At 74.5% G+C, this 22,037-nt stretch carries 22 protein-coding genes; 15 read left to right on the forward strand and 7 right to left on the reverse strand.

What is annotated here, in order from left to right:
- Positions 1 to 955: carbohydrate kinase family protein (locus tag AWH51_RS01980; RefSeq protein WP_063070466.1), on the reverse strand; the 955-nt coding region annotated here is incomplete at its 3' end.
- 200 nt (positions 956 to 1,155) lie between these two features.
- Here AWH51_RS01980 and AWH51_RS01985 point away from each other — a divergent pair.
- The 3 genes from AWH51_RS01985 to AWH51_RS01995 all read left to right on the forward strand — a co-directional run bounded on the left by AWH51_RS01985 (position 1,156) and on the right by AWH51_RS01995 (position 6,531).
- Positions 1,156 to 1,902: a DeoR/GlpR family DNA-binding transcription regulator gene (locus AWH51_RS01985; RefSeq protein WP_254654439.1), complete on the forward strand. Its 747-nt coding sequence runs from the start codon at positions 1,156 to 1,158 to the stop codon at positions 1,900 to 1,902.
- Positions 1,899 to 3,242, forward strand: a complete 1,344-nt coding sequence (locus tag AWH51_RS01990) for a 6-phospho-beta-glucosidase (RefSeq protein WP_063070468.1) — start codon at positions 1,899 to 1,901, stop codon at positions 3,240 to 3,242. The genes AWH51_RS01985 and AWH51_RS01990 overlap by 4 nt, the downstream gene beginning before the upstream one ends.
- An 88-nt stretch (positions 3,243 to 3,330) precedes the next feature.
- Positions 3,331 to 6,531 (forward strand): alpha-mannosidase, encoded by a 3,201-nt coding sequence (locus AWH51_RS01995; RefSeq protein ID WP_063070469.1) that lies wholly within the window; start codon positions 3,331 to 3,333, stop codon positions 6,529 to 6,531.
- Between the two features lie 37 nt (positions 6,532 to 6,568).
- Here the strand turns inward: AWH51_RS01995 and AWH51_RS02000 are convergent, their stop codons facing one another.
- The 4 genes from AWH51_RS02000 to AWH51_RS02015 all read right to left on the reverse strand — a co-directional run bounded on the left by AWH51_RS02000 (position 6,569) and on the right by AWH51_RS02015 (position 10,639).
- Positions 6,569 to 7,726, reverse strand: coding sequence for an N-acetylglucosamine-6-phosphate deacetylase (locus tag AWH51_RS02000; RefSeq protein WP_063070470.1), 1,158 nt, complete (start codon positions 7,724 to 7,726; stop codon positions 6,569 to 6,571).
- A complete protein-coding gene (gene nagB, locus AWH51_RS02005) occupies positions 7,726 to 8,511 on the reverse strand; it encodes a glucosamine-6-phosphate deaminase (RefSeq protein ID WP_063070471.1) in 786 nt (261 codons plus the stop codon). The genes AWH51_RS02000 and nagB overlap by 1 nt, the downstream gene beginning before the upstream one ends.
- Positions 8,511 to 10,082 carry a PTS transporter subunit EIIC gene (locus AWH51_RS02010; protein ID WP_063070472.1) on the reverse strand — a complete coding sequence of 524 codons (1,572 nt, stop codon included), beginning with the start codon at positions 10,080 to 10,082 and terminating at the stop codon, positions 8,511 to 8,513. The genes nagB and AWH51_RS02010 overlap by 1 nt, the downstream gene beginning before the upstream one ends.
- 107 nt (positions 10,083 to 10,189) lie before the next feature.
- Positions 10,190 to 10,639 carry a PTS sugar transporter subunit IIA gene (locus AWH51_RS02015; RefSeq protein WP_063070473.1) on the reverse strand — a complete coding sequence of 150 codons (450 nt, stop codon included), beginning with the start codon at positions 10,637 to 10,639 and terminating at the stop codon, positions 10,190 to 10,192.
- A gap of 164 nt (positions 10,640 to 10,803) precedes the next feature.
- On the opposite strand from AWH51_RS02015, the gene AWH51_RS02020 reads away from it, so the two are divergent.
- A complete protein-coding gene (locus AWH51_RS02020) occupies positions 10,804 to 11,556 on the forward strand; it encodes a GntR family transcriptional regulator (protein ID WP_063070474.1) in 753 nt (250 codons plus the stop codon).
- Positions 11,557 to 11,599: 43 nt separating this feature from the next.
- Here the strand turns inward: AWH51_RS02020 and AWH51_RS02025 are convergent, their stop codons facing one another.
- Positions 11,600 to 11,992, reverse strand: a complete 393-nt coding sequence (locus tag AWH51_RS02025) for a hypothetical protein (RefSeq protein WP_063070475.1) — start codon at positions 11,990 to 11,992, stop codon at positions 11,600 to 11,602.
- Between the two features lie 251 nt (positions 11,993 to 12,243).
- On the opposite strand from AWH51_RS02025, the gene AWH51_RS02030 reads away from it, so the two are divergent.
- Positions 12,244 to 12,786, forward strand: coding sequence for a hypothetical protein (locus tag AWH51_RS02030; protein WP_063070488.1), 543 nt, complete (start codon positions 12,244 to 12,246; stop codon positions 12,784 to 12,786).
- A 75-nt stretch (positions 12,787 to 12,861) separates the two neighbouring features.
- Here the strand turns inward: AWH51_RS02030 and AWH51_RS02035 are convergent, their stop codons facing one another.
- The gene (locus AWH51_RS02035; protein ID WP_063070476.1) at positions 12,862 to 13,749 is read right to left on the reverse strand and encodes a serine aminopeptidase domain-containing protein; all 888 of its coding nucleotides are present in this window, start codon (positions 13,747 to 13,749) and stop codon (positions 12,862 to 12,864) included.
- Between the two features lie 154 nt (positions 13,750 to 13,903).
- Between AWH51_RS02035 and AWH51_RS02040 the strand changes: the two genes are divergently transcribed.
- From AWH51_RS02040 to AWH51_RS02085, 10 genes are all read left to right on the forward strand, one after another.
- Entirely contained in the window at positions 13,904 to 14,485 is a 582-nt protein-coding gene (locus AWH51_RS02040; protein ID WP_063070477.1) for a TetR/AcrR family transcriptional regulator, read from the forward strand.
- Between the two features lie 442 nt (positions 14,486 to 14,927).
- The gene (locus tag AWH51_RS02045; RefSeq protein ID WP_063070489.1) at positions 14,928 to 16,079 is read left to right on the forward strand and encodes an AraC family transcriptional regulator; all 1,152 of its coding nucleotides are present in this window, start codon (positions 14,928 to 14,930) and stop codon (positions 16,077 to 16,079) included.
- Positions 16,080 to 16,306: 227 nt separating this feature from the next.
- On the forward strand, positions 16,307 to 16,744 hold the full coding sequence (locus tag AWH51_RS02050) for an Asp23/Gls24 family envelope stress response protein (RefSeq protein ID WP_063070478.1): 438 nt from the start codon (positions 16,307 to 16,309) through the stop codon (positions 16,742 to 16,744).
- The gene (locus AWH51_RS02055; protein WP_063070479.1) at positions 16,741 to 16,929 is read left to right on the forward strand and encodes a DUF2273 domain-containing protein; all 189 of its coding nucleotides are present in this window, start codon (positions 16,741 to 16,743) and stop codon (positions 16,927 to 16,929) included. The genes AWH51_RS02050 and AWH51_RS02055 overlap by 4 nt, the downstream gene beginning before the upstream one ends.
- On the forward strand, positions 16,926 to 17,300 hold the full coding sequence (locus tag AWH51_RS02060; RefSeq protein ID WP_063070480.1) for a hypothetical protein: 375 nt from the start codon (positions 16,926 to 16,928) through the stop codon (positions 17,298 to 17,300). Before AWH51_RS02055 ends, AWH51_RS02060 begins: the two co-directional genes overlap by 4 nt.
- Positions 17,297 to 17,875, forward strand: coding sequence for a hypothetical protein (locus tag AWH51_RS02065; protein WP_063070481.1), 579 nt, complete (start codon positions 17,297 to 17,299; stop codon positions 17,873 to 17,875). Before AWH51_RS02060 ends, AWH51_RS02065 begins: the two co-directional genes overlap by 4 nt.
- On the forward strand, positions 17,872 to 18,477 hold the full coding sequence (locus AWH51_RS02070) for a hypothetical protein (RefSeq protein WP_063070482.1): 606 nt from the start codon (positions 17,872 to 17,874) through the stop codon (positions 18,475 to 18,477). Before AWH51_RS02065 ends, AWH51_RS02070 begins: the two co-directional genes overlap by 4 nt.
- Before the next feature lie 90 nt (positions 18,478 to 18,567).
- Positions 18,568 to 19,023 (forward strand): phage holin family protein, encoded by a 456-nt coding sequence (locus AWH51_RS02075; RefSeq protein WP_063070483.1) that lies wholly within the window; start codon positions 18,568 to 18,570, stop codon positions 19,021 to 19,023.
- Positions 19,024 to 19,240: 217 nt separating this feature from the next.
- A complete protein-coding gene (locus tag AWH51_RS02080; RefSeq protein WP_063070484.1) occupies positions 19,241 to 20,467 on the forward strand; it encodes a glycoside hydrolase domain-containing protein in 1,227 nt (408 codons plus the stop codon).
- Positions 20,468 to 20,571: 104 nt separating this feature from the next.
- On the forward strand, positions 20,572 to 22,002 hold the full coding sequence (locus tag AWH51_RS02085; protein WP_081234791.1) for a serine hydrolase: 1,431 nt from the start codon (positions 20,572 to 20,574) through the stop codon (positions 22,000 to 22,002).
- The last annotated feature ends 35 nt before the right edge of the window (positions 22,003 to 22,037 follow it).

Consider the following 22,037-nt stretch of genomic DNA (forward strand, 5'->3'; position numbering starts at 1 on the left):
AGTCGTAGCGGCCGGGCTCGGCGGCCTCGGGGTGCGCGCGCAGCCACGGCACGAGCTCGTCGAGCCGCGGGGCTCCGGCCGCGCCGCCGGGGCGGGTGACCGTGATCCCCGCCACGAGGCACGCGAAGTCCACGCGCTCGGTGAGGGACCAGGGCGCGCGGGCCGAGGCGGCGAGCGATGCGCCGAACACGTCGCCCGCGCCGGTCGCGTCGACCGCGCGCACGGCGAGCGGCGGCCGGACGACCTCCTCGCCGCGGGCGGAGTCGACGGCGACGACGCCGCGGGATCCGGAGGTGACGACGCTGAGCGGCACGCGCGCGCCGAGCGCCCGGGCGGCCTCGACCGCCGAGCCGGTGCCCGTGTACGCCGAGGCCTCGAGCTCGTTGGGGAGGAAGGCGTGGCACTCGTCGAGCTGCTCGAGGATGGCCGGGTCCCACCGCTCGGACGGGTCCCAGCCGACGTCGGCGTACACGTCGGTGCCCGCGGCGGCGGCGCGGCCGACCCAGGAGCTGCGGTGCGGATCCAGGTGCACGAGCGCCGCGGCGACGGCCGGGACGGCGCCCGGCACGAGCTCGTCGGAGCTGAGCGGGCAGGCGACGCCGCCCGTGACCATGGCGCGGTCGTCGTCGTAGCCGAGCGACGCCGTGACGGGCAGCGACCAGCCGTCCAGCGTGACGAGGTGGTGGAGGTCGACCCCCTCCGCGGCGAGCGCGGCGCGCACGAGGAGGGAGAACGGATCCGCGCCCACGGCGGCGGCGATGACGGTGGGCACCCCGAGGCGCGCGCCGGCGACGGCGAAGTTGGCGATGCCGCCGGGGCCGTGGCCGAACGACGAGGTCCAGATCTCGTGGCCCGGCCGGGGGCCGCTCGGCAGGTCGCCGAAGACGACGTCCGCGAACAGCTGGCCGACGACCAGCAGGCCGGCGGGCCGCTCGGGGCGGGGGGCTGCGGACACGGTGACCTCGGCTTCTCGGGATCGCGCCGTGCGGACACGGCGGATGGGGTGGTCCGCCGACGGCGACTCTGCCGGTGGACGCGGTCGTCGGGTGAGCGGCGACCGGTAGTGACGTTTCTAGCCCATGTGAGCACATGGATGGAAGACCTTGTTCATTACGAGATTGTTTCTGACTGATCCTGCGCGCTAATGTTCACTTCATGAGAGACGCCCGGGAGTTCGTGATCCTCGACCGGCTGCGCGCCACGCGCAGCGCCACGGTCGCCGAGCTGGCCGAGGCCGCGGGCACGAGCGACGCCACCATCCGCCGCGACCTCGCCCGTCTCGACGAGCAGGGCGCGCTCCGGCGCACGCACGGCGGTGCCGTCCTCATCGAGGTGGACGCGCCGTTCGCCGAGGTCGAGCAGGTCAACCGCGAGGCCAAGGAGCGCATCGCCCGGGCCGCGGCCGCGCAGATCCTCGACGGCCAGTCGGTCGTGCTCGACATCGGCACGACCACGCTGCACCTCGCGGAGCAGCTGCGCGGGCGCTCCCTCACGGTCATCACCGCCAGCATCGCCGCGTTCGACGTGCTGCGCGACGACCGGAGCGTGCGGCTCATCCTGCTGCCCGGCGACTGGGATCCGGTCTACCGCTCGGTGTCCGGCCCGCTCACCGCCGAGAGCCTGCGGATGCTGCACGCCGACCACGCCTTCGTGGGCGTGAGCGGCATCGCCGACAACGGCGACCTGCGCGACACGACGATGGCCCAGGTGCCCATCAAGCGCGCGATGGCGGAGGTGAGCGACCGGGTCACGGTGCTCGCCGACTCCTCCAAGTTCCCGGGCACCGGCGCCGGCCGCGTCGCCCCCACCGCGTCGCTGACGCAGCTGATCACCGAGGCCGCCCCGCACGAGCGGGTGTCGCAGGGCCTCGCGGACAAGGGAGTGTCGGTGACCGTCGCATGAGGCTCACGATCCTGGGCGGGGGCGGCTTCCGCGTCCCGCTCGTCTACTCGGCGCTCTTGCGCGACCACGAGGCCGGCCGCGTCTCGCACGTGGCCCTCTACGACACCGACGAGGTGCGCCTCACGGCCGTCGCGCGCGTGCTCGCGGAGCAGGCCGCGGCGTACCCGGACGCGCCCGTCATCTCGCTGCACACCGACCTCGACGAGGCGCTCGCGGGCGCCGCGTTCGTGTTCTCGGCGATCCGCGTGGGCGGCATGGCCGGGCGCTCGTGCGACGAGCGGCTCGGCATGGCGCACGGCGTCATCGGGCAGGAGACCGTCGGCTACGGCGGCATCTCCTACGCGCTGCGGACGCTGCCGGTCGTCATGGACCTGGCCGAGCGGATCCGGGCGCAGGCCCCCGACGCCTGGGTCATCAACTTCACGAACCCCGCGGGCGTCGTGACCGAGGCCATGTCGCGCGTGCTCGGCGACCGCGTCATCGGCATCTGCGACTCCCCCATCGGCCTCGCCCGCCGCGTGCTCGGCGCGCTCGGCGTCGCGGGCGACGACGTGGTCATCGACTACGCGGGGCTCAACCACCTCGGCTGGCTGCGCGGCCTCCGGGTCGACGGCCGCGACGTGCTGCCGGACCTCATGGCCCGGCCCGACCTCATCGGCACGTTCGAGGAGGGCCGGCTCTTCGGCGCCGAGTGGGTCACCGAGCTCGGCGCCGTGCCGAACGAGTACCTGCACTACTACTACTTCCAGCGCGAGGTGCGGCACGCCGACCAGCTCGCCGCGCAGACCCGCGGCGGCTTCCTCGTGGAGCAGCAGGGCCGGTTCTACGAGCAGCTCGAGCACCGGCACGACGTGTCCGCGCTGGCGCTCTGGGAGCGCACGCGGCTCGACCGCGAGACCACGTACATGGCCACGAACCGGCAGTCGGCCGGCATGGGCGACCGCGACGAGGGCGATCTCGTCTCGGGCGGCTACGAGGACGTCGCGATCGCGCTCATGCGCGGCATCGCGTACGACCAGAGCGCGCGGCTGATCCTCAACGTGCGGAACCGCGGCACGCTCGCGGCCCTCGACGCGGACGCCGTGGTCGAGGTGCCGTGCGTGGTCGACGCCTCGGGCGCGCATCCGGTCGCGGGCACCCAGCTCCCCGACTTCGGCGTGGGCCTCGTCACCAACGCGAAGTACGTGGAGCGGCAGACCATCGAGGCCGGCCTCGGCGGATCCCGCGCCGCGGCCGTCCGCGCCCTCGCGCACCACCCGCTCGTCGACTCCGTCACCGTCGCGCGCTCCCTGCTGGAGGACGCGATGCACGCGTTCCCGGCGCTGTCCTACCTGCGCTGACCGCCGGTCGCGCCCGGCTCCCGCCGCCCGCGCCTCCCTCCCGCACGCCCCTCCCGCCCGTCCCCACCCCCGAACCCGGAGGACACCCATGCACCAGAACCAGAAGCTCGTCCAGGAGCGGATCCTCCGCGCGCTCGACGAGCGGATCACCCCCGCGGTCTACTCGTCGAAGACGCCCGTGACCCTGCGCGCGTGGATGGCGCCCGACGAGCCCGTGCCCGTCGCCGAGGCGATGCGGCAGGAGTACGCGCCGTTCGAGCTCGGCCAGCCGTGGGGCCGCGCGTGGTCCACGTGGTGGTTCGAGGTGTCGGGCGAGGTGCCCGCCGAGTGGGCCGGCCGCACGGTCGAGCTGCTCATCGATCCCGGCTTCATCGGCGACTGGCCGGGCAACCAGGCCGAGTGCCTCGTGCACACCATGGACGGCGTGCCGGTCAAGGGGATCCACCCGCGCAACACCTACGTGCGCCTCGCCGACGAGGCCGCCGGCGGCGAGCAGGTGCGCTTCCTCGTGGAGGCGGCGGGGAACCCGGACATCCTCGTGAACGAGTTCGTGCCGACCCCCTACGGGGACAAGGCGACCGCGCCCGCCGAGCCCATCTACCGCTTCCGCCAGGCCGAGCTCGCGGTGTTCGAGCCCGAGGTGTGGGCGCTGCGCTTCGACGTCGAGGTGCTGTACCAGCTGCTGATGGAGCTGCCCGAGACCGAGCCGCGCCGCCACGAGGTGCTCCGCGCCCTCGAGCGCGCGCTCGACGTGCTCGCGATGGACGACATCGCAGGCACCGCGGCGGCCGCCCGCGCCGAGCTCGCCGAGGTGCTCTCCCGCAGGGCCGTCCCGAGCGCCCACACGCTGAGCGGCGTCGGCCACGCCCACATCGACAGCGCCTGGCTCTGGCCCATCCGCGAGACGAAGCGCAAGACCGCGCGCACCTTCTCCAACGTGCTGCGGCTCGCCGAGCAGTACCCCGACTTCCGCTTCGCGTGCTCGCAGGCGCAGCAGTACGCCTGGGTGAAGGAGAACTACCCCACCGTCTTCGAGGGCATCAGGCAGGCCATCGCCGCGGGCACCTGGTACCCGGTCGGATCCATGTGGATCGAGCCCGACGGCAACCTGCCGGGCGGCGAGGCGATGATCCGCCAGCTCACCCACGGCATGCGCTTCTTCCAGGAGGAGCTCGGCGTCGAGACCCACGGCGTGTGGCTGCCCGACTCGTTCGGCTACACGGCGTCGTTCCCGCAGATCGCGAAGCTCGCCGGGCTCGACTGGTTCCTCACGCAGAAGCTGTCCTGGAACCAGACGAACACGTTCCCGCACCACACCTTCTTCTGGGAGGGCATCGACGGGTCGCGGATCTTCACGCACTTCCCGCCCATCGACACCTACAACTCCACGCTCGAGGCGGAGGAGACGCACCACGCCGTGCGGCAGTTCCGCGAGAAGGGCCGCGCGACCATGTCGCTCGCGCCCTTCGGCTACGGCGACGGCGGAGGCGGGCCCACGCGCGACATGATGGAGCGCCAGCGCCGCACGGCCGACCTCGAGGGGTCGCCGAAGGTGGTCGTCGAGCACCCGGACGACTTCTTCCACAAGGCCGAGGCCGAGTACCCGGACGCGCCCGTCTGGGTCGGCGAGCTGTACCTCGAGCTGCACCGAGGCACGTTCACGTCGCACGCCCGCGAGAAGCGCGGCAACCGCCAGGCCGAGCACCGCCTCCGCGAGGCCGAGCTGTGGTGGACGATCGCGACCGTCCGCACGGGCGCCGACTACCCGTACGCGGCGCTCGACCGGCTCTGGAAGCAGACGCTGCTGCAGCAGTTCCACGACATCCTCCCCGGCTCCTCCATCACGTGGGTGCACCGGGAGAACGAGGAGGACTACGCCCGCAGCCTCGCCGAGCTCGACGCGCTCGTGGCCGACGCCATCGCGCGGGTCGCGGCGCAGGCGGTCGCGGACGGCGAGGGCGACGGATCCGGCGCCTTCGCGGTGAACTCGACCGGCCACGCGCGCACCGCGCTCGTGGAGGCGCCCGACGGATCCGCGCTCGCGCTCGTCGCCGTGCCCGGCAGCGGGATCGCGCCGCTGGTCGCGGTGGAGCCCGCGTCGCCCGTCGTCACGACGCGCGCCGACGGCGGCACCGTGCTCGACAACGGGCTGCTCCGCGTCACGATCGACGCGCGCGGCCTCATCACCTCGATCGTCGACCTCCGGCACGCCGACCGCGAGCTCGTGCCCGCGGGCCGCGTCGCGAACCTGCTGCAGCTGCACGAGGACATCCCCACCGCGTGGGACGCCTGGGACGTCGACGCCCACTACCGCGCGAGCCGCACCGACCTCGTCGAGGCCGCGTCGGTCGAGCTCGTCGAGGAGTCGCCGCTCCGCGCGACCGTCGAGGTGGTCCGGCAGTTCGGGCGCTCGCGCGTCGTGCAGCGGGTGTCGCTGCACGCCGACGATGCCCGGATCCACGCGACCGCCGACCTCGACTGGCTCGAGGACGAGAAGCTCCTCAAGGTGTCGTTCCCGCTCACGATCCACGCGCAGCACCACAGCGCGGAGATCCAGTTCGGGCACGTGCGCCGCCCCACGCACACGAACACGTCGTGGGACGAGGCGCGCTTCGAGGTCATGGCGCACCGCTTCGTGCACGTGGAGGAGCCCGGCTACGGCGTGGCCCTCACCAACGCGGGCAGCTACGGCCACGACATCACGCGCTCGGTCGGCGCGACGGGCGAGGTGGAGACGGAGATGCGGATCAGCCTGGTCCGGGCGGCGCGCTCCCCCGACCCGACCCAGGACATCGGCCACCACCTGTTCGAGTACGCGCTCGTGCCGGGCGTCGGCATCGAGGGCGCGGTGGACGCGGGGCTGGAGCAGAACCTGCCGGTGCGCGTCGTGCGGCCCGGCGAGGAGACCGGGGCGGTGGCCGCCGTCGCGCCCGCGGCCGCGGTCGGATCCGCCGCCACGCCGGACGCGGCCGTCCCGTCGTCGCTGCCCACCGCCTCCGGGCTCGTCACGGTGCACGGCGGCACCGTGCGGATCGAGGCGCTGAAGCTCGCCGACGACGGCTCGGGCGACGTGATCGTGCGGCTCTACGAGTCCACGGGCGCACGCACCGCCACCCGCCTCGAGGCGCACCTCGACGCCCAGCGCCTCACCGAGGTCGACGTGCTGGAGCGCCCCCTCGGCGACGGCTTCCCGCGGGCGATCGCCTTCCAGCCGGAGGACGACGGACGCGGGGCGCGGCTCGTGCTGCGGGCGTTCCAGGTGGTCACGGTGCGGATCCACCGGACCTGACGCGAGTCGGCGCCCGCCCTCCCGGCCGCGGCCGCGGCTAGCCGACGGGAGGGCGGATCGCGTCCCCCGCGATCCACACCGCCGACGGCTGCCAGGCGGCGTCCCACCACACGAGGTCGGCGGACGCCCCCGCGGCGACGTGGCCGATGTCGGTGCGCCCGAGGGATCGGGCGGCGTTCTCGGTGCACGCGGCGAGCACGCGGGCCGGATCCAGTCCCGCGCCGATCATGCGCCGCACCCCCTCGTCGAGCACCACGCCCGCCCCGGCGATGGTGCCGTCGCGCCGGCGCCCGAGGCCCGAGGCGTCGTTGGCTACGGGCTTCCCGCCGAACTCGTGCCACTCCCCGGGCTCCCGCCCGGCGGTCACGATGGCATCGGTCACCCCGACCATGCGCCTGCCGGCAGCGCCCATGACGAGCGACACGACCCGGGGGTCGAGGTGCTGGCCGTCGATGATCGTCCCGACGAAGAAGCGCTCGTCGGTGAGGACCGCGCCCGGCACGCCCGGTTCCCGGTGCTTCAGGGGGCGCTGGGCGTTGAACACGTGCGTGGTCATCGTCGCGCCGGCGTCGCCGGCCGCGCGCACCTGGTCCGCGGTGGCGTCGCTGTGGCCGACGGAGACGACGCAGCCCTCCGCGACCAGCCGCCGCGTCGCCTCCTCCGCGCCCGGCAGCTCCGGGGCGAGCGTGACCGTCCGCAGCGCGGCGCGGGCCGCCGGATCCGCGAGCAGCGCATCGAGGTGGGCGGGGGTCGGGAGGAGCATGCACTCCACGCGATGCGCGCCCTTGCGCGCGGGCGAGATGAACGGGCCCTCGAGGTGGGCCCCCAGGATCCGGGCCACCGGCTCGCCGGCGAACTCGCCCTGGGCGCGCCCGACGCGGGCGAGGGCGCTCGCGATCTCGGGCAGCGGCGCGGTGATCACGGTCGGCTCGACCCCCGTGACGCCGCGCGAGGCGAGCCCGGCCAGGAGGGTGCGCCAGCCCGCGGTGTCCGCCGACGCGACGTCGACGCCGAACGAGCCGTTGACCTGGAGGTCCAGCAGGCCCGCGCTGAGCGTCCCGTCGACGAGGTCGTGGTCGACGACCTCGGTCCCCGTCGCCGCGTGGACGGCCGTGATCCGCCCCGCGGCCACGTCGACGACGACCGGCCCCGTGAACGCGCCGTCGACCAGCGCGCGGGCGGCGCGCAGCCGCATCAGAGGCCCTGCCCGGCCGGCTTGCCCGCGAAGGTCTCGCGGTAGTGCTCGACGAACTCGAGCTCGGCGGCGGCCTCCTCGTCGACGACCACCGTGGCGTGCGGGTGAAGCTGCAGCACCGACGCGGGCCAGCGCGCCGACAGCGCCCCCTCGACGGCCGCGCGCACCGCCTGCGCCTTGGCCCGGCCGAAGCCGAGCATGATCGCGTGCCGGCTGTCGAGGATCGTCGCCAGCCCCTGCGTGAGGCAGTGCGTGGGCACCCGATCGACGTCGTCGCCGAAGAAGCGCGCGTTGTCCCGCCGGGTGCGGGCCGTGAGGGTCTTGAGGCGCGTGCGGCTGCCGAGGCTCGACATCGGCATGTTGAAGGCCAGGTGCCCGTCCGTGCCGATGCCGAGGACCTGCAGGTCGATGCCGCCGGCCTCCCGGATGGCCCGCTCGTAGGCGGGACCCTCCTCCAGCGGGTCGGATCCGGCGTCGCCCGGGCCGCGGATCGCGCCGGGGGCGAAGTCGACGTGCCGCTCGAGCTCCTCCGCGATGAACGCGCGGTACCGCTCGGGGTGCCCGGCGGGCAGCCCCACGTACTCGTCGAGGAGGAAGGCCCGGGCCCGCGCGAAGCTGAGACCCTCCTCCCGGTGGCGCCGGATGAGCTCCCGGTACAGCGGCAGGGGCGTCGAGCCGGTCGCCAGGCCGAGCACCGCATCCGGCCGGCGCTCGAGCAGCGCGCTGCAGGCGTCGGCGACGAGCGGGGCGGCGTCCTCCGCGGTCGGGACGACCACGACCTCCATCAGAGGGCCTCGCGCATCGCGTCCTTCAGGGACTCCGCGCGGGGGCCGAAGACCGCCTGGACGTTGTCCCCCACCTCCATCACGCCGGCCGCGCCGAGCTCCTTGAGGCGCGCGTGGTCGACGAGCGCCCGGTCCGCGACCTCGACGCGCAGGCGCGTGATGCACGCGTCGACGAGGACGAGGTTGTCGCGCCCGCCGAAGGCCGCGATCAGCCGCTCGGCGGTGGGGGCCGACGCGGCGACGGCGGGGCCGGCGGGGCCGGCGCCCGGAGGCGCAGGGGCGGCGGCCCCGGCGTCCGCATCCGCAGGCGCATCCGCATCCGCGTGGGCGACCCCGTCGACCGGCGCCACCACCTCCTCCCGGCCCGGCGTGCGCAGGTTCCACCTCGCGATGACGAGGCGGAAGAGCAGGTAGTAGACGGCGAAGTACGCCACGCCCATGACCACGATCAGCCAGACGTTCTTGGCCGCGGGGGCGGTGCCGTAGAGCAGCAGGTCGAAGAGGCCCGTCGAGAACGAGAAGCCGAGGTGGATGTCGAGCAGGTTCGCGATCGCGAGCGAGAGCCCGGTGAGCAGGGCGTGCACGACGTACAGCGGGAAGGCCGCGAACATGAACGCGAACTCGAGGGGCTCGGTGATGCCGGTGAGGAACGCCGTGAGACCCGTCGCGCCGAGGACGCCGATGGCCGCCTTGCGCTGCGCGGGGTTCGACAGGTGGATCATCGCCAGCGCCGCGGCGGGGAGCCCGAACATGAGCACCGGGTAGAAGCCCGACGTGAGCGTGCCCGCCGTCGGGTCACCGGCGGCGAAGCGGGTCACCTCGCCCGTGACGACGCTCCCGTCGGCCTTCGTGTAGGAGCCCTGGAGGAACCAGACGTAGGAGTTGAGGATGTGGTGCAGGCCCACCGGGAGGAGCATCCGGTTCGCGAAGCCGTACACGAAGGCGCCGAGCGCGCCCGTGCCGCCGATGAACGCGCCGAGACCGGAGAGGCCCAGGTCGAAGACCGGGTAGGCGTAGCTCAGCCCGAAGCCGATGACGAGGCTCACGAGGGAGACGATGATCGGCACGAACCGGCGCCCGCCGAAGAAGCCCAGGGCGGCGGGCAGCTGGATGGTGTGGTACCGGTCGAACAGCCAGGCGGTCACGAGGCCCACGACGATCCCGCCGAAGACGCTGTAGTTGATCAGCACCTGCTCGCCGGCGACCGTCTTCTGGCCGGCGAGCACCACCGGCGACATGACCTTGAACACGTTCGAGAGCACGAGGTAGCCGACGACCGCCGAGAGCGCGGTCGAGCCGTCGGCCTTCTTGGCGAATCCGATGGCGACACCCACGGCGAACAGGAGCGCCAGGTTGTCGAACAGCGCGCCCCCGGCGGCGCTCATGGCCTGGAAGAACGTGCCGACGACGGGCAGGTCGATGCTGCCGAGCAGGTCGGGCTGCCCGATCCGGAGCAGGATCCCGGCCGCGGGCAGCACGGCGATCGGGAGCATCAGGCTCGTGCCGAGGCGCTGCATCTGGGCGAAGCCCGGGACGGCGCGTCGGCGACGCGGCGGGGCGGTGGCGGTCATGGGTTCTCCTTCGCGGTGGGCACCGGTGATGGGTGGAGCGGCGGATCCTCGGGTCGGGCGGTCGGTCGAGCGGGCGGGCGGGCGGGCCCGAGGACTCCCCGGGCGGGTCAGACGGAGAGCAGCGGGGAGCCGGGGAGCAGGCCGGCCCCCTCGTCCACGAGCACGCGGACGTCCTCCGGCGAGCGTTCGAGCACGATGACGGGGACGACGCTGGACAGGCCGGCGGCGAGGATCGCGGGGACGTCGTAGGCGATGACGGGAGCGCCCGCGGCGACGCGGTCCCCCTTGGCGGCGAAGGCCGTGAAGCCCGCGCCCGCGAGGCCGACGGTGTCGATGCCGAGATGCACGAGCACCGCGAGGCCGTCGTCGGCCGCGACCACGAAGGCGTGCGGGAAGACCTGCAGCAGCGTCCCGGCGATGGGCGCGACCACGTCGACGATCTCGGCGGGCGGCGCGATCGCCACCCCGGGCCCCATCGCCCCCGCGGCGAACAGCGCATCGGGCACGGACGGCAGGGGCAGGGCGACCCCCGCGAGCGGGGACAGCACACGGACCACGGGGACTCCTCGATGGGACGGACGACTGGTATGCACCAGTGCCGAGCATCTAGAGTCGATGGGACGAAGATCGCCCACACGACGGGGAAGCGCGGCTGCAACTGGTACGTACCGGTGAAGCTACGTGCCGCCACCCCGTCGTGTCAACGCCGAGAGACGCGCACATGCCCCGACCCCGCGATGCCGCCGCCGCCCGGACCGCCGTAGTCGCCCCCGGCCCGGTCCCCAAGCACGCCCAGCTGCGGGCGATCCTGCTCGCCGACATCGGCGGCGCGTGGCCCGCGCACGCCGCCATCCCGTCGGAGCGGGAGCTCGCGACCACCCACGACGTGAGCCGCGCGACCGTGCGGCAGGCGCTGCGGCAGCTCATCGAGGAGCAGCGGCTCTACACGGTGCAGGGGAAGGGCACGTTCGTGGCCGGGGAGCGGATCCAGTCGCAGCTGCACCTCGCCTCCTTCACGGAGGACATGCGGCGGCGCGGGATGGTGGCGACCACGCTCGTGCGACGCGTCGGGATCAGCGCCCCGCCGCTCGAGGCGCGCGCCGCCCTGGGCCTCGACGAGCACGAGCGCGCATGGGCCGTCGAGCGGCTGCGGCTGGCCGACGGCACCCCCATGGCCCTCGAGCTCGGCTGGTACTCCGCACGCGTGGCGGCGGACCTCGGCGACCACGACCTCAGCGCCTCGCTCTACGGCGTGCTCGCGGAGCGGTACGGGGTGCACATCGACAGCGCGGAGCAGACGGTGTGGGCCGAGGCCGCGGATGCCGACACCGCCGAGGCGCTGCAGGTGACCGCCGGATCCTCGACCCTGGTGTTCCGCCGGAGCTCCCGCGCCGGGGGGACCCCCGTCGAGCACGTGACGTCGTGGTACCGCGGCGATCGCTACCAGGTGCACATGGCGCTCGCCGCCGACTGACCCACGCCCGTCGGGGGCGACGCAGGCGCGGTGGCTGCCGCCGCTAGTTGAGCGCCTTGCCGCCGGTGGTGAGCGGCTCGACCGAGCTGGGGGTCAGCGCGAGGGCGAGGCCCGAGAGGCCGAGGCCGAAGAAGAGGAAGTCGTCGACGATCGTGAACCCGGTGGGCGTGAGGCCGCCGAGCTCGTCATCCACGATGCTGAGGACGCCCATGAGCGTGAACAGGCCGCCGAACGCGGTGAGCGTGCCGCGGATCGCGCCGGGGCCGATCTGCCGGGTGCCGGCGAGCAGCAGCACGACGGCGCTCGCGAGGTAGAGGACGTCGACGAAGAAGTCGACGTTGAGGATCCCGAGCAGGTGCGAGCCCTCGATGAACAGACCCACGAACCCGTGGCCGCCGAGCACGGCCGCGACCATCACCATCCACGCCTTGCCCATGATCCGGTTCCCCTCGGTGACGGACCCGCCGCTCGACGGGCACGGTCTCCACCGAACCGGGCGCGGAGGGGAGCGCCAAGGTCGCGCGGCGGGACTCCCAGGATCCGTTGAGGTCTCCGCCGACGGCGCCGCCGCCCCCGGATGCTGGGCATCCTCCGCCCGGTGACACACTGCTCGATCCCCGGCGTAGCGTCCGACGCACAGCACACCGGCCGGCCAGGAGCCGACCTCGACACGACTCGGAGATGCACATGTCAGAACGCAACACCGTCATCCGCAGCATGCACGACCTCGGCCTCGCGGCCTGGTTCGGCGGGTCCCTCATGGGCGCGGTCGGGCTCAACGGGGCGGCCGCCGCCGCGAAGCAGCCCCAGGAGCGCCTGCGCCTCTCGTCCATCGGCTGGGCGAAGTGGGCGCCCGTGCAGCTCGCCGCCCTCGGCGCGCACGCCGTCGGCGGGCTCGGCCTGATCTACGCGAACAAGGGCCGCCTCGCCGGCCAGAGCGAGGCCCGCTCCAACACCAACGTGAAGGCCGTGCTGACCATCGCCGCCGCCGGCACGACGCTCTACTCCGCGATCGTCGGCGCGAAGATGGCCAAGCACCAGGACGAGGGCGCCGCCGGCACCACCGAGCCCGGTGCGGGCTCCTCGAAGGAGCTCGCGGCCGCCCAGAAGAAGCAGAAGGCGCTCCAGTGGATCATCCCCGCGATGACCTCGGTGCTCGTCGTGCTCGCCGCCCAGCAGGGCGAGCAGCAGCGGCCGGTCGCCGGCTGGATCGACCGCATCAAGCACTAGGCGCGACGCGTCACGACGGCGGGGCGCCTCCGGGCGCCCCGCCGTCGTGCTGCCGCCGCGTCCGGCGGACGCGCCTCAGCAGGTGCTGCGGTACTCGCTGATCTGGAGGCTCACCGCGGGCGCCGGGCAGATGAAGCGCTCGTAGCGGGTGTCCGCGTCGACGTGGCGCTTCAGCCACGCGATGCTCGCGCTCGCGATGGTGGTGTTGGAGATGTTCGGCGCGAAGTGGCTCGCGCCGCGCAGCTCCAGGTAGGCCTTCTCCGACGCCTGCGTGAGCGACTCGTAGAACGGCTCCGCGTGCCGGGCGACCGGCGCCACGCTGTCGTCCTCCGCGCCGATGACGAGCGTCGGCGCGACGACCTCCGGCCACGTCTTGTCGAGGTTGTAGGGCGTCATCGGGATGACCGCGCGGATGGCCGGCTCGTCCTTGGCGGCCTGCAGGGATCCGCCGCCGCCCATGGAGTGGCCCATGACCGCGCGCCGGGACCCGTCGACGCGACCGCGCACGGAGCTCTCGTCCACGACGTAGTCCAGCGCCGCACGGAGCTGGTCGCCGCGCGAGCTCGGCTGGTCGGAGGTGGTGATGGTGTCGATGGTGAAGACGACGAAGCCCTGCGACGCGAGGCGCGGGCCGAGCCAGGCGATGCTGGACTCGCGCGCCGTGTAGCCCGGCGCGATGGCGACGACCCCGAAGGTGCCCGCGCTGGTGCTCGTCGGGTAGTGGATCGTGCCGCCGCCGAAGCCGCGGGCCGTGAAGCGCGACACCGACGTCTCCGCCACCGCGAAGGAGCCCCGCGTGGCCTCGATGCTCGCGGAGCTGGGCTCGGGTCCCCGCTCGTACGGGTTGACCGCCGCCGCCTGGGCGGGAGCGGCGAGGCCCAGGGCGGCCCCCGCCGCCATCAGCATCGCCGCCGCGGTCAGGAGCGGGCCGCGGCGGCCCCTCTCGGTCGTGATCGTGGTCATGGTGTCCCCCCGGACGGTCGTGCGCCCGCCCATCCCGGGACACGCCCCGGGCCCCGCGGGCGCGTTCTGGCATGGACGCTACATTTGCCTTACCAGTTGGTCAAGCAATCGACGGGACGGGGGCGCGGGCGCGCCAGGAGGGGGGCGGATCCGCATGGGCGACGACCCCGTGGACGGCCGCCGGCTGCGCTACGCCCACCGCCGCGGCGAGCTGCTCCGGGCCGCCACCGAGCACGTCCTCGAGCACGGCCTGGACGACCTCACCCTCCGGAGCCTCGCGGACGGCGTCGGCGTGAGCCACGCGACGCTCGTCCACCACTTCGCGACGCGCGACGGGCTCATCGCCGAGATCGTCGCGCGCGTGCTCGCGGAGACGTTCTCCTCGCCCGACCTCGTCGCGGGGGCAGACGACCCGCTGCGCGCGCTGTGGACGCGGGCCACGGACCCGGAGGGCCGGCGGCACGTGCGGCTCTTCGTCGCGATCACCGGCCGCAGCATGCACGGCGACCCGCCCTTCGCCGACGCCGTGGCGCGCTCCCTCCGCGACCGCACCGCCCTCATCGCGGGAGCGCTCGAGGCCGCCGGGCGTCCCGCGGCGGAGGCGTCGGCCGCGGCCACCGTCATCCTCGGCGTGATGCGCGGCCTCATGGTCGACCTGCTGCTCACGGGCGATCGCGAGCGGGTCGACGCGGCCTTCGCCGCCTTCGTCGCGGGCCAGGCGCGCGCCGCGGGCTGATCCGCACCGCCACCCCCCGATGCGGGGCCCGGGCTCGGATCCCGGTAGCGCGGCGCCGGAAAGCCAGTGCCCCCGCCCCCGGGAGGCGTTGTGCGCGACGCGCCGCGAGGGGATCGTGAGCCATGCGGATGCTCGTGGACGAGCCATGCCCACCGCCGAACCTCCGGGAGCGTCACATGTTCGATGAGAAGCCCATCACCCCGCCCATCGGCGAGCGCGCGCAGGCCGCCGCGGGCGCCGCCACGCCGGGGGGTGTCGCCGGCGGCATGCGCACCAGCGGCACGGACTAGCCCGCACCGGGGTCGAGGCGCCAGCGGGCACCCCGACCCCGGCCGCCTCCCGCGCACCGACCGGATCCCCGGCGGCGCGTGACGAACACCCCGCCCCACACGTCCACTCCATGACACGCGACCGCATCCCGGTCGCGCAGGACGGAGGAACCATGAGCACCGCATCCGCGCCCGACGCGCGATCCCGAGCGGCGTCCCCCCTGCACGCGCTGGCCCCGCTCGGCGCCCGCACCGACGACGCCCCGGCCCCGCGACCCCGCGGCAGGCACGGCGACGCCACCGTGGACTCCATCGCCCCCGAGGCCGCATCCACGCTCGCCCGCGCCGCCGATCCCGCGAGCTGGGCCGCCGAGACCGCCGCCCCCGCGCTCCGCCGCGGCAGCATGTCCGGAACCGACATCGACGAGGCGGTCGACCGGTACGCCGCCCTGTTCCCGGGCACCGAGTTCCACGCGGAGGAGGGCAGGGGCGACTTCGCGTACCGCTACTCCTTCGTGGGCGACGAGAACGTCACGCTGCGCTCGTCGAGCTTCCCCGCGCCGCACTGGGGCCGCGTGCCCGCCCTGCCCGACTACGTCGTCGCCTGGTGGCGCGAGGGATCCGGCGCGGTCGACGTGGGCTCGCACGAGGTGCGCTCGAGCGGATCCCGCCCCTTCCTCCTCCCCTCCGGCCGGTCGTTCGGCTTCCGCTGCGAGCCGGGCGTGCAGAACCTCGTGCACATCGACGGCGGGTTCCTGGAGGAGACCGCGGCCGAGGTGCACGACGGCCGCCCGCGTCCCCTCGTCTTCGACCACGCCCGGCCGCCGGGCATCGAGCAGGCGTCGCTCTGGCGCCGCGCCGTCGGCGAGGCGAGCCCGGTGCTGCAGGACGTCGCGTCGAGCCCGCTGCTGCGGATGCAGGCCGGCCTCCTCGTGGCGCGCGCCACGCTCCAGCTCTTCCCGTGGCACGACGTGCCGTTCAGCGCCGAGATGCGGGGCCCGCGGATGAGCTCCGTGCGCACCGCGATCGAGTACCTGCACCACCACGCCGACCGGCCCATCACGCCGGCGGACGCGGCGCGGGCCGCCGGGATCAGCACGCGCGTGCTCCAGCTCGCCGTGCGCCGGTACGAGGACACGACGCCGAGCGCGCTGCTCCGCGGGATCCGCCTGGACCGCGTGCGCGCCGAGCTCCGCGACGCGTCGCCCGCCACGACCACCGTCCGGGCTGTCGCCGAGCAGTGGGGCTTCGGCCACCTCGGCCGCTTCGCCGCGTCCTACGCGGACCGGTTCGGCGAGCTGCCGAGCGCCACGCTCCGCGCCTGACGCCACCCGGCGGACCGCGGCGGACCGGTGCCGGAGCTGTCCGCTCCGGCCCCGCGCCGTGTCCGGGAGGCGAAGCGGCACGCGCGTTCCCTGGGAGTCACCTGAGCCGCGTGCCGAACCACCCCGCCGATGCGTCTGAATGACGAGGCGGGCCACGGAGGCGACTCCGGTCCGCACCACGCAGCAGCACCACCGCGCACGGTCCACCACCACGAGAGAGAGACACCATGTCGAGCATCACCCCCACGTCCGCGTCCACCGGCGTCACCGGCACCGGCAGCACCGGAGGCAAGAACACCATCGCCGACGGCGTCATCGAGAAGGTCGCCGGCATCGCCGCGCGCCAGGTCGCCGGAGTCCACGACCTCGGCAACGGCGCCGCACGCGCCGTCGGCGCGATCCGCAACGTCATCGGCCAGCAGGACCGCGGCCAGGGCATCTCCGTCGAGGTCGGCGAGACGCAGGTCGCCGTCGACGTCACGCTCATCGCCGAGTACCCGGTCGACCTGCAGCAGGTCGCGGACGACGTGCGCAACGCGATCAGCGACGCGATCGACCAGGTCGTCGGCATGGAGGTCACCGAGGTCAACGTCACGATCACCGACGTGAACCTCCCGTCCGACAAGCCGTCGAACGACGACGCGGCCGAGAAGCGCGTCCAGTGACCCCCACGACCACGGGCCTCCTCGTCGGGGCGGTCCTCGCGCTCTCCGGCCTCGCCTTCGGGTTCGGCGGCTTCCTCCTCGTCCTGATCTTCATGGCCGTCGGCTTCGGCGTCGGCCGCGTGCTCGAGGGCAAGCTGGACGTCCGCGGGCTCGCCGACGCCCTCCGCGGGCGCCGGTCGTCGTGACCTCCGCGCTGGCGGAGCCCGGGTCGCCCGGCACCGCCTCCCGGGCGACGCGGGGCCGCACCACCGTCACGCCGCGCGCCGTGCGCCGCGTGGTCTCCGCCGTCACCGCGGACGCCCTCGAGGTGCCCGCCGACGACGTCTCCGTCACCCTGACGGACGTCGGCGGCACGCTCACCGTGGAGGCGCGCACGCCCATCCGCGTCCCCGCGCTCTCCGACCGGCAGGTCGCCGAGGGGTCGCTGGTGGAGCGCCTGACCCGGGCGCAGATCCAGGTGCGCGAGCGGGTCCTCGGCCTCACGGGATCCACCGTGGGACGCGTCGACCTCCGCATCACGGGCGCCCGCATCCAGGCACGCAGGAGGGTCTCATGAGCGCCGACAGCACCTACCGCCGCCTCGTGCGGCGGGAGACGCACTCGTCCCGGGCCGGCATCGCCATCACGATCGCCGTCCTCCTGATCCTGGTGCTCGCCTGGCTCGGCACCGAGTCGGTCCTCGCGGCCGTCGGCGCCGCGCCGCTGCTCCTCGCGCCGGCCGACCTCGCGTCGTCCGCCCTCCAGGCGGCGTCGGCCCCGGCCGGCGCGCTGGTCGCGGTGGGCGTCGCGATCGCGATCCTGGGGCTCGTCCTCGTGATCGTGGGGCTGAAGCCCGGCAGCCGCGGCCGCCGCGGCGGGAGCATCGGCCGCACCGCGGCCGTCGTGGACGACCGCGTCATCGCGCGCTCGATCGCCCTCACGGCCAGCCACGCGGGCGACGTGTCGCCCGACCAGGTCGACGTCAGCGTCTCCAAGCGCCAGGCCCTCGTCCGACTGACCCCCTCCACGGGATACACGCCGGACCGGGCCGCCATCGAGCAGGCGGTCCGCGCCGAGCTCGACGGGTACGACTACACGCCGGCGCTCACCGCCAAGGTGACGCTCGCGACGAACGGGAAGGTGGGCTCATGACCAGCACGAACCGGGCGCTGAACCGCCTCCTCGTCATCGTGGTCGGGCTCGTCCTCCTCGCCGTCGGCGTGGCCCTGGGCGCGGGCAGCCTGCTGCCCGACGTGCAGTCCACGGTCTCCGGCGCGGCGTCCGACGCCGAGCAGCCGGTCGCCGACGCGCTCTCCGGCGACCAGCCGTGGATCCTCTGGGTCGTCGCCCTGGCGGCCCTCGTGCTCATCGTGGTCCTCGCGTGGTTCGCGCTCCGCCAGGGGCACGGCCGCACCGGCACCCTCGTGCGCATCGAGGGCGGACGCGACGGGTCGACGCCCACGGGCGGCGCCCTCGTGATCGACGCGCGGTTCGCGCAGCAGCTGCTCGAGGACGCCCTGCACGACGACCCCGGGATCGTCTCCGTCGACGTGACCGCGTTCGAGGTGGCGGACGCCGCCGCGCTGCGCGTCACCGCGGTCGCCCGACGCGGCATCTCGCCCGTCGCGGTGCGCCGCACGGTCGACGAGGCCGTGACCCGGCTCGACGCGGTGCTCGGCACCGAGGTCCCCGTCGTCATCCAGATCACCGGCGGCCTCCGCTCGAGCATGTCGAGCGAGACGCGCCTGGCCTGATCACCCGTCCGCCCCGGCACGGACCCCATCGGTCCGCGCCGGGGCGGGCCTCTGCCCGCACCATCCGCTCCACGAGAGAAGAGACGCACCATGACCGACGACGACAGCTCCTCCCGCAGCGGCTGGTTCGGCGGGTCCTTCGCGCAGAAGGCCGTCGATCCCCTGCTCCGCGCGGTGCGCGCGGAGATCGACTCCGCCAAGCGCGAGATCGGCGAGCGCGCCCGCTCCGCCCGAGCCGGCGCGATCCTGCTCGGCATCGGCGTGGCGCTCGCGCTCGTGTCGCTCGGGCTCCTGGCCACGGTGGTCGTGGCGCTCCTGCTGCTCGCGCTGCCCCTGTGGGCCTCCGCGCTCATCACGCTGGCGCTGTTCGCGATCGCGACGGCGGTCGTCGTGAAGGCGGGGCTCGCCCGGCTCTCGCGCGGGGTGCCGCCCCTGCCGTCGGACACGCTGCACCACGCGCGCGACCGGATCCGGCCGGGCGACCGCGACGGGTCCGCGGACGCGGGCCCGACCGGATCCGCCGGCTCCGCTGGCTCCGCTGGCTGATGCCCGCACGGCCCGCACGATCCATCGCACGGCTCCCCTGTGGACGCCGGGCGTCGGCGTGGAGGCCGCTCCCCTATCTTGACGGTTCACGCCCGCTCGGCCCGGCGGCACCACGCGTCGCCATCAGGCCAACGGACAACCGCAGACCGCCGTCCCCGGACGACCGAGCCGCCCTGCGGACCGGTCCGCCCGGCGGACCGGCATGGGAGGCACACCGATGAACCTGTCCCGACGCTCCGTCCTGGGCGGCGCCCTCGCCGCCGTCCCCGTGGCCCTGATCGCCGCAGGCCCCGCGCACGCCGACGAGGCCACGCCCGCCGCACCCCCCACCACCGACGCCCCGCTCGCGTCCACCGGGCGCCCCGTCGTCCGCGACATCCAGCAGAAGCTGGCCGCGCGCTACGGCACGCGCGCCGGCTTCCCCGCCGTCACCACCGACGGCGTGTGGACCGCCGACGCGCACAAGGCCCTCATCCACGCGCTGCAGCTCGAGATCGGCATCGCCGAGGAGACCGCGAACGGCGCCTTCGGCCCGCTCACGCGCGCCACGCTGCGGAAGCAGCCGACCCTCACCGTCGGATCCGTCGACACCACCGGGTACCTGGTCCACCTGCTCCAGGCGTCGCTCGTGGTCATGAGCACGTGGGACGGGCCCGTCGATGGCACCTTCTCCGCCCAGCAGGCCAAGCGGCTCTCCCAGTTCCAGCGCACCGTCGCCCTCCCCGAGACGGGCATCGGAGACTTCCGCACCTTCGCGGCGCTCCTCGCCAGCAACGGCGACAGCACGCGTCCGGGCCAGGCCGTCGACGGCATCACCGTCATCAATGCCGCCCGCGCGAAGACGCTCCGCGACGCCGGCTACACGGTCGTCGGGCGCTACCTCACGAACTCCGACCGTCCGGACGCGCTCGAGAAGAAGATCCAGGACGGCGAGCTGCAGGCCATCTTCGCCGGCGGCCTCAAGGTGTTCCCGATCTTCCAGGAGGGCGGCACCGACAACACGTACTTCTCGTACGACCTCGGCGTGCGCGCCGCCGGCCGCGCCGTCGAGGCCGCCGACCGCCTCGGGTTCCTGCCCGGCACGGTCATCTACTACGCCATCGACTTCGACGCCACGCCCGCCGAGGTCGAGACGTACCTCCAGCCGTACTTCCGCGGCATCCACGCCGAGCTGAAGCGCCGCGCCAGCGCGTACCGGGTGGGTGTGTACGCCGGCCGCCGCATCTGCGCGAACCTCGCGGCCGCGCACCTCACCGAGCTCAGCTACGTGGCCGACATGTCCACGGGCTGGGGCGCCAACCTCGGTGCGAAGATCCCGGAGAACTGGGCCTTCGACCAGATCCTCGAGCACAACGTGGGCGAGGGCGACCAGGCGTTCGACGTCGACACGAACGTGGTCTCGGGCCGCGACCCGGGCCAGAGCAAGGTGGCGCCCCGCCCCTGATCCACGGCGCGCCGCCGACGGCGCAACGGCGACCCTCGGGGCCGCCCGGACGATTCCCCTTCATGGGGGACGACCGGGCGGCCCCGTTCCTGTGGGATGGGGGCATGACCCCGTCACCGCTCCGTCCGTCCCGTCGATCGCGCCCGTCCCGTCCCGCCCGGACGGCGCTCGCGCTCGCGCTGGCCGCCGTCACCGCGCTCGCGACCGGCTGCTCCGTCGCCCCCGCGGATCCCGCCCCCGCCTCGCCCGCCGCCGCCGAGCCCGTGGTGCTCCCGGGATCGCCCGTCGGCCAGCAGGCGCAGTGGCTGCTCGACACGGTGAACGCCGAGGACCCCGTCCCCGTGCAGGAGACGGGCGAGCGCCTGGCGCAGGTGATGCTCGACGCGGCGACCGCGGAGGAGCTCGCCGCCGTGCTCGAGCAGGTGCGCACAGGCCGGCCCTGGACCCCGACCGCGCACGAGGAGCAGGGCGCGCAGTCCGTCACCACCATCGCGAGCGAGGCGGGCGGGACCTTCGACATGCAGGTCGTCGTCGACGACGCCGGCCTCATCACGGGCCTCTTCTTCGGCGAGCCCGAGGGCGACCGGACGCCCGCGACCAGCTGGGCCGAGCTCGAGGAGCAGGCCGCGGCGCTCGGCGGCGACGTGTCGCTCACCGTCACGCGCGTGGCGGACGGCGCCCTCGGCGAGCGGATCCTCGAGGTGCTGCCCGACGGCGTGGCCGCGACCGAGGCGCGGCCGATCGGATCCATCGTGAAGCTCTACGTGCTCGGCGCGCTCGTGCAGGCGGTCGAGGAGGGCCGCATCGGCTGGGACGACCCGCTCACCGTCACCGACGACGTGCGCAGCCTCCCCTCCGGCGAGCTGCAGGACGCGCCGACCGGCACGGTCCTCAGCGTGCGCGAGGCCGCCGGGAAGATGATCTCGATCAGCGACAACACCGCGACCGACATGGTCGTCGAGGCGGTGGGGCGGGAGCGCGTGGAGGCGGCGCTCGCGGACCTCGGCCACTCGGATCCGCCGCGCAACGTGCCGCTCATGACCACGCGCGACCTCTTCCGCATCGGCTGGCAGGACGGCGGCGCCCTCCGCGCGCGCTGGGCCGACGGCGAAGCCGCCGAGCGGCGCGCGCTCCTCGACGGGCTGCCGGGCGGCGTGCTCGACGTGCCCGTGTCGGCGGTCACGGACGTGGTGTGGACCTCGGGCGCCGATTGGTTCGCGACGCCCGACGACATCGCCCGCGCGCACGTGCGCCTCGACGAGCTGTCCCGGACGCCGGCCGGGGAGCCCGTGCGCGGGATCCTCGCGGCGAACCCTGCCCTCCCCGAGCCGGAGCGGTTCGACCACGTGGCCTTCAAGGGCGGCAGCTCCGTGGGCACGCTCGCGCTCGCGTACCTCGTGGAGGACGGCGACCAGGCGTGGACCATCGTCGTGCAGGCCGCGGCGCGCGAGGCGTCGGGGCTGGAGCGGCAGTCCGCGTACGCGGGGCTCGCGGCCGACGCCGCGACCCTGCTGGCGGATCCCCCGCGTGGTTGACTCCTCGTGCGACGGGGGTCGCGCGAGGGGAGCAC

This window comes from Clavibacter tessellarius (assembly GCF_001618005.1).
GTDB classification, from domain to species: Bacteria; Actinomycetota; Actinomycetes; order Actinomycetales; family Microbacteriaceae; genus Clavibacter; species Clavibacter tessellarius_A.

Coding starts and splice junctions, on each gene's coding strand:
- AWH51_RS01985 (WP_254654439.1), top strand. CDS start 1,156: ATGAGAGACGCCCGGGAGTTCGTGATCCTCGACCGGCTGCGCGCCACG.
- AWH51_RS01990 (WP_063070468.1), top strand. CDS start 1,899: ATGAGGCTCACGATCCTGGGCGGGGGCGGCTTCCGCGTCCCGCTCGTC.
- AWH51_RS01995 (WP_063070469.1), top strand. CDS start 3,331: ATGCACCAGAACCAGAAGCTCGTCCAGGAGCGGATCCTCCGCGCGCTC.
- AWH51_RS02000 (WP_063070470.1), bottom strand. CDS start 7,726: ATGCGGCTGCGCGCCGCCCGCGCGCTGGTCGACGGCGCGTTCACGGGG.
- nagB (WP_063070471.1), bottom strand. CDS start 8,511: ATGGAGGTCGTGGTCGTCCCGACCGCGGAGGACGCCGCCCCGCTCGTC.
- AWH51_RS02010 (WP_063070472.1), bottom strand. CDS start 10,082: ATGACCGCCACCGCCCCGCCGCGTCGCCGACGCGCCGTCCCGGGCTTC.
- AWH51_RS02020 (WP_063070474.1), top strand. CDS start 10,804: ATGCCCCGACCCCGCGATGCCGCCGCCGCCCGGACCGCCGTAGTCGCC.
- AWH51_RS02025 (WP_063070475.1), bottom strand. CDS start 11,992: ATGGGCAAGGCGTGGATGGTGATGGTCGCGGCCGTGCTCGGCGGCCAC.
- AWH51_RS02030 (WP_063070488.1), top strand. CDS start 12,244: ATGTCAGAACGCAACACCGTCATCCGCAGCATGCACGACCTCGGCCTC.
- AWH51_RS02035 (WP_063070476.1), bottom strand. CDS start 13,749: ATGACCACGATCACGACCGAGAGGGGCCGCCGCGGCCCGCTCCTGACC.
- AWH51_RS02040 (WP_063070477.1), top strand. CDS start 13,904: ATGGGCGACGACCCCGTGGACGGCCGCCGGCTGCGCTACGCCCACCGC.
- AWH51_RS02045 (WP_063070489.1), top strand. CDS start 14,928: ATGAGCACCGCATCCGCGCCCGACGCGCGATCCCGAGCGGCGTCCCCC.
- AWH51_RS02050 (WP_063070478.1), top strand. CDS start 16,307: ATGTCGAGCATCACCCCCACGTCCGCGTCCACCGGCGTCACCGGCACC.
- AWH51_RS02065 (WP_063070481.1), top strand. CDS start 17,297: ATGAGCGCCGACAGCACCTACCGCCGCCTCGTGCGGCGGGAGACGCAC.
- AWH51_RS02070 (WP_063070482.1), top strand. CDS start 17,872: ATGACCAGCACGAACCGGGCGCTGAACCGCCTCCTCGTCATCGTGGTC.
- AWH51_RS02075 (WP_063070483.1), top strand. CDS start 18,568: ATGACCGACGACGACAGCTCCTCCCGCAGCGGCTGGTTCGGCGGGTCC.
- AWH51_RS02080 (WP_063070484.1), top strand. CDS start 19,241: ATGAACCTGTCCCGACGCTCCGTCCTGGGCGGCGCCCTCGCCGCCGTC.
- AWH51_RS02085 (WP_081234791.1), top strand. CDS start 20,572: ATGACCCCGTCACCGCTCCGTCCGTCCCGTCGATCGCGCCCGTCCCGT.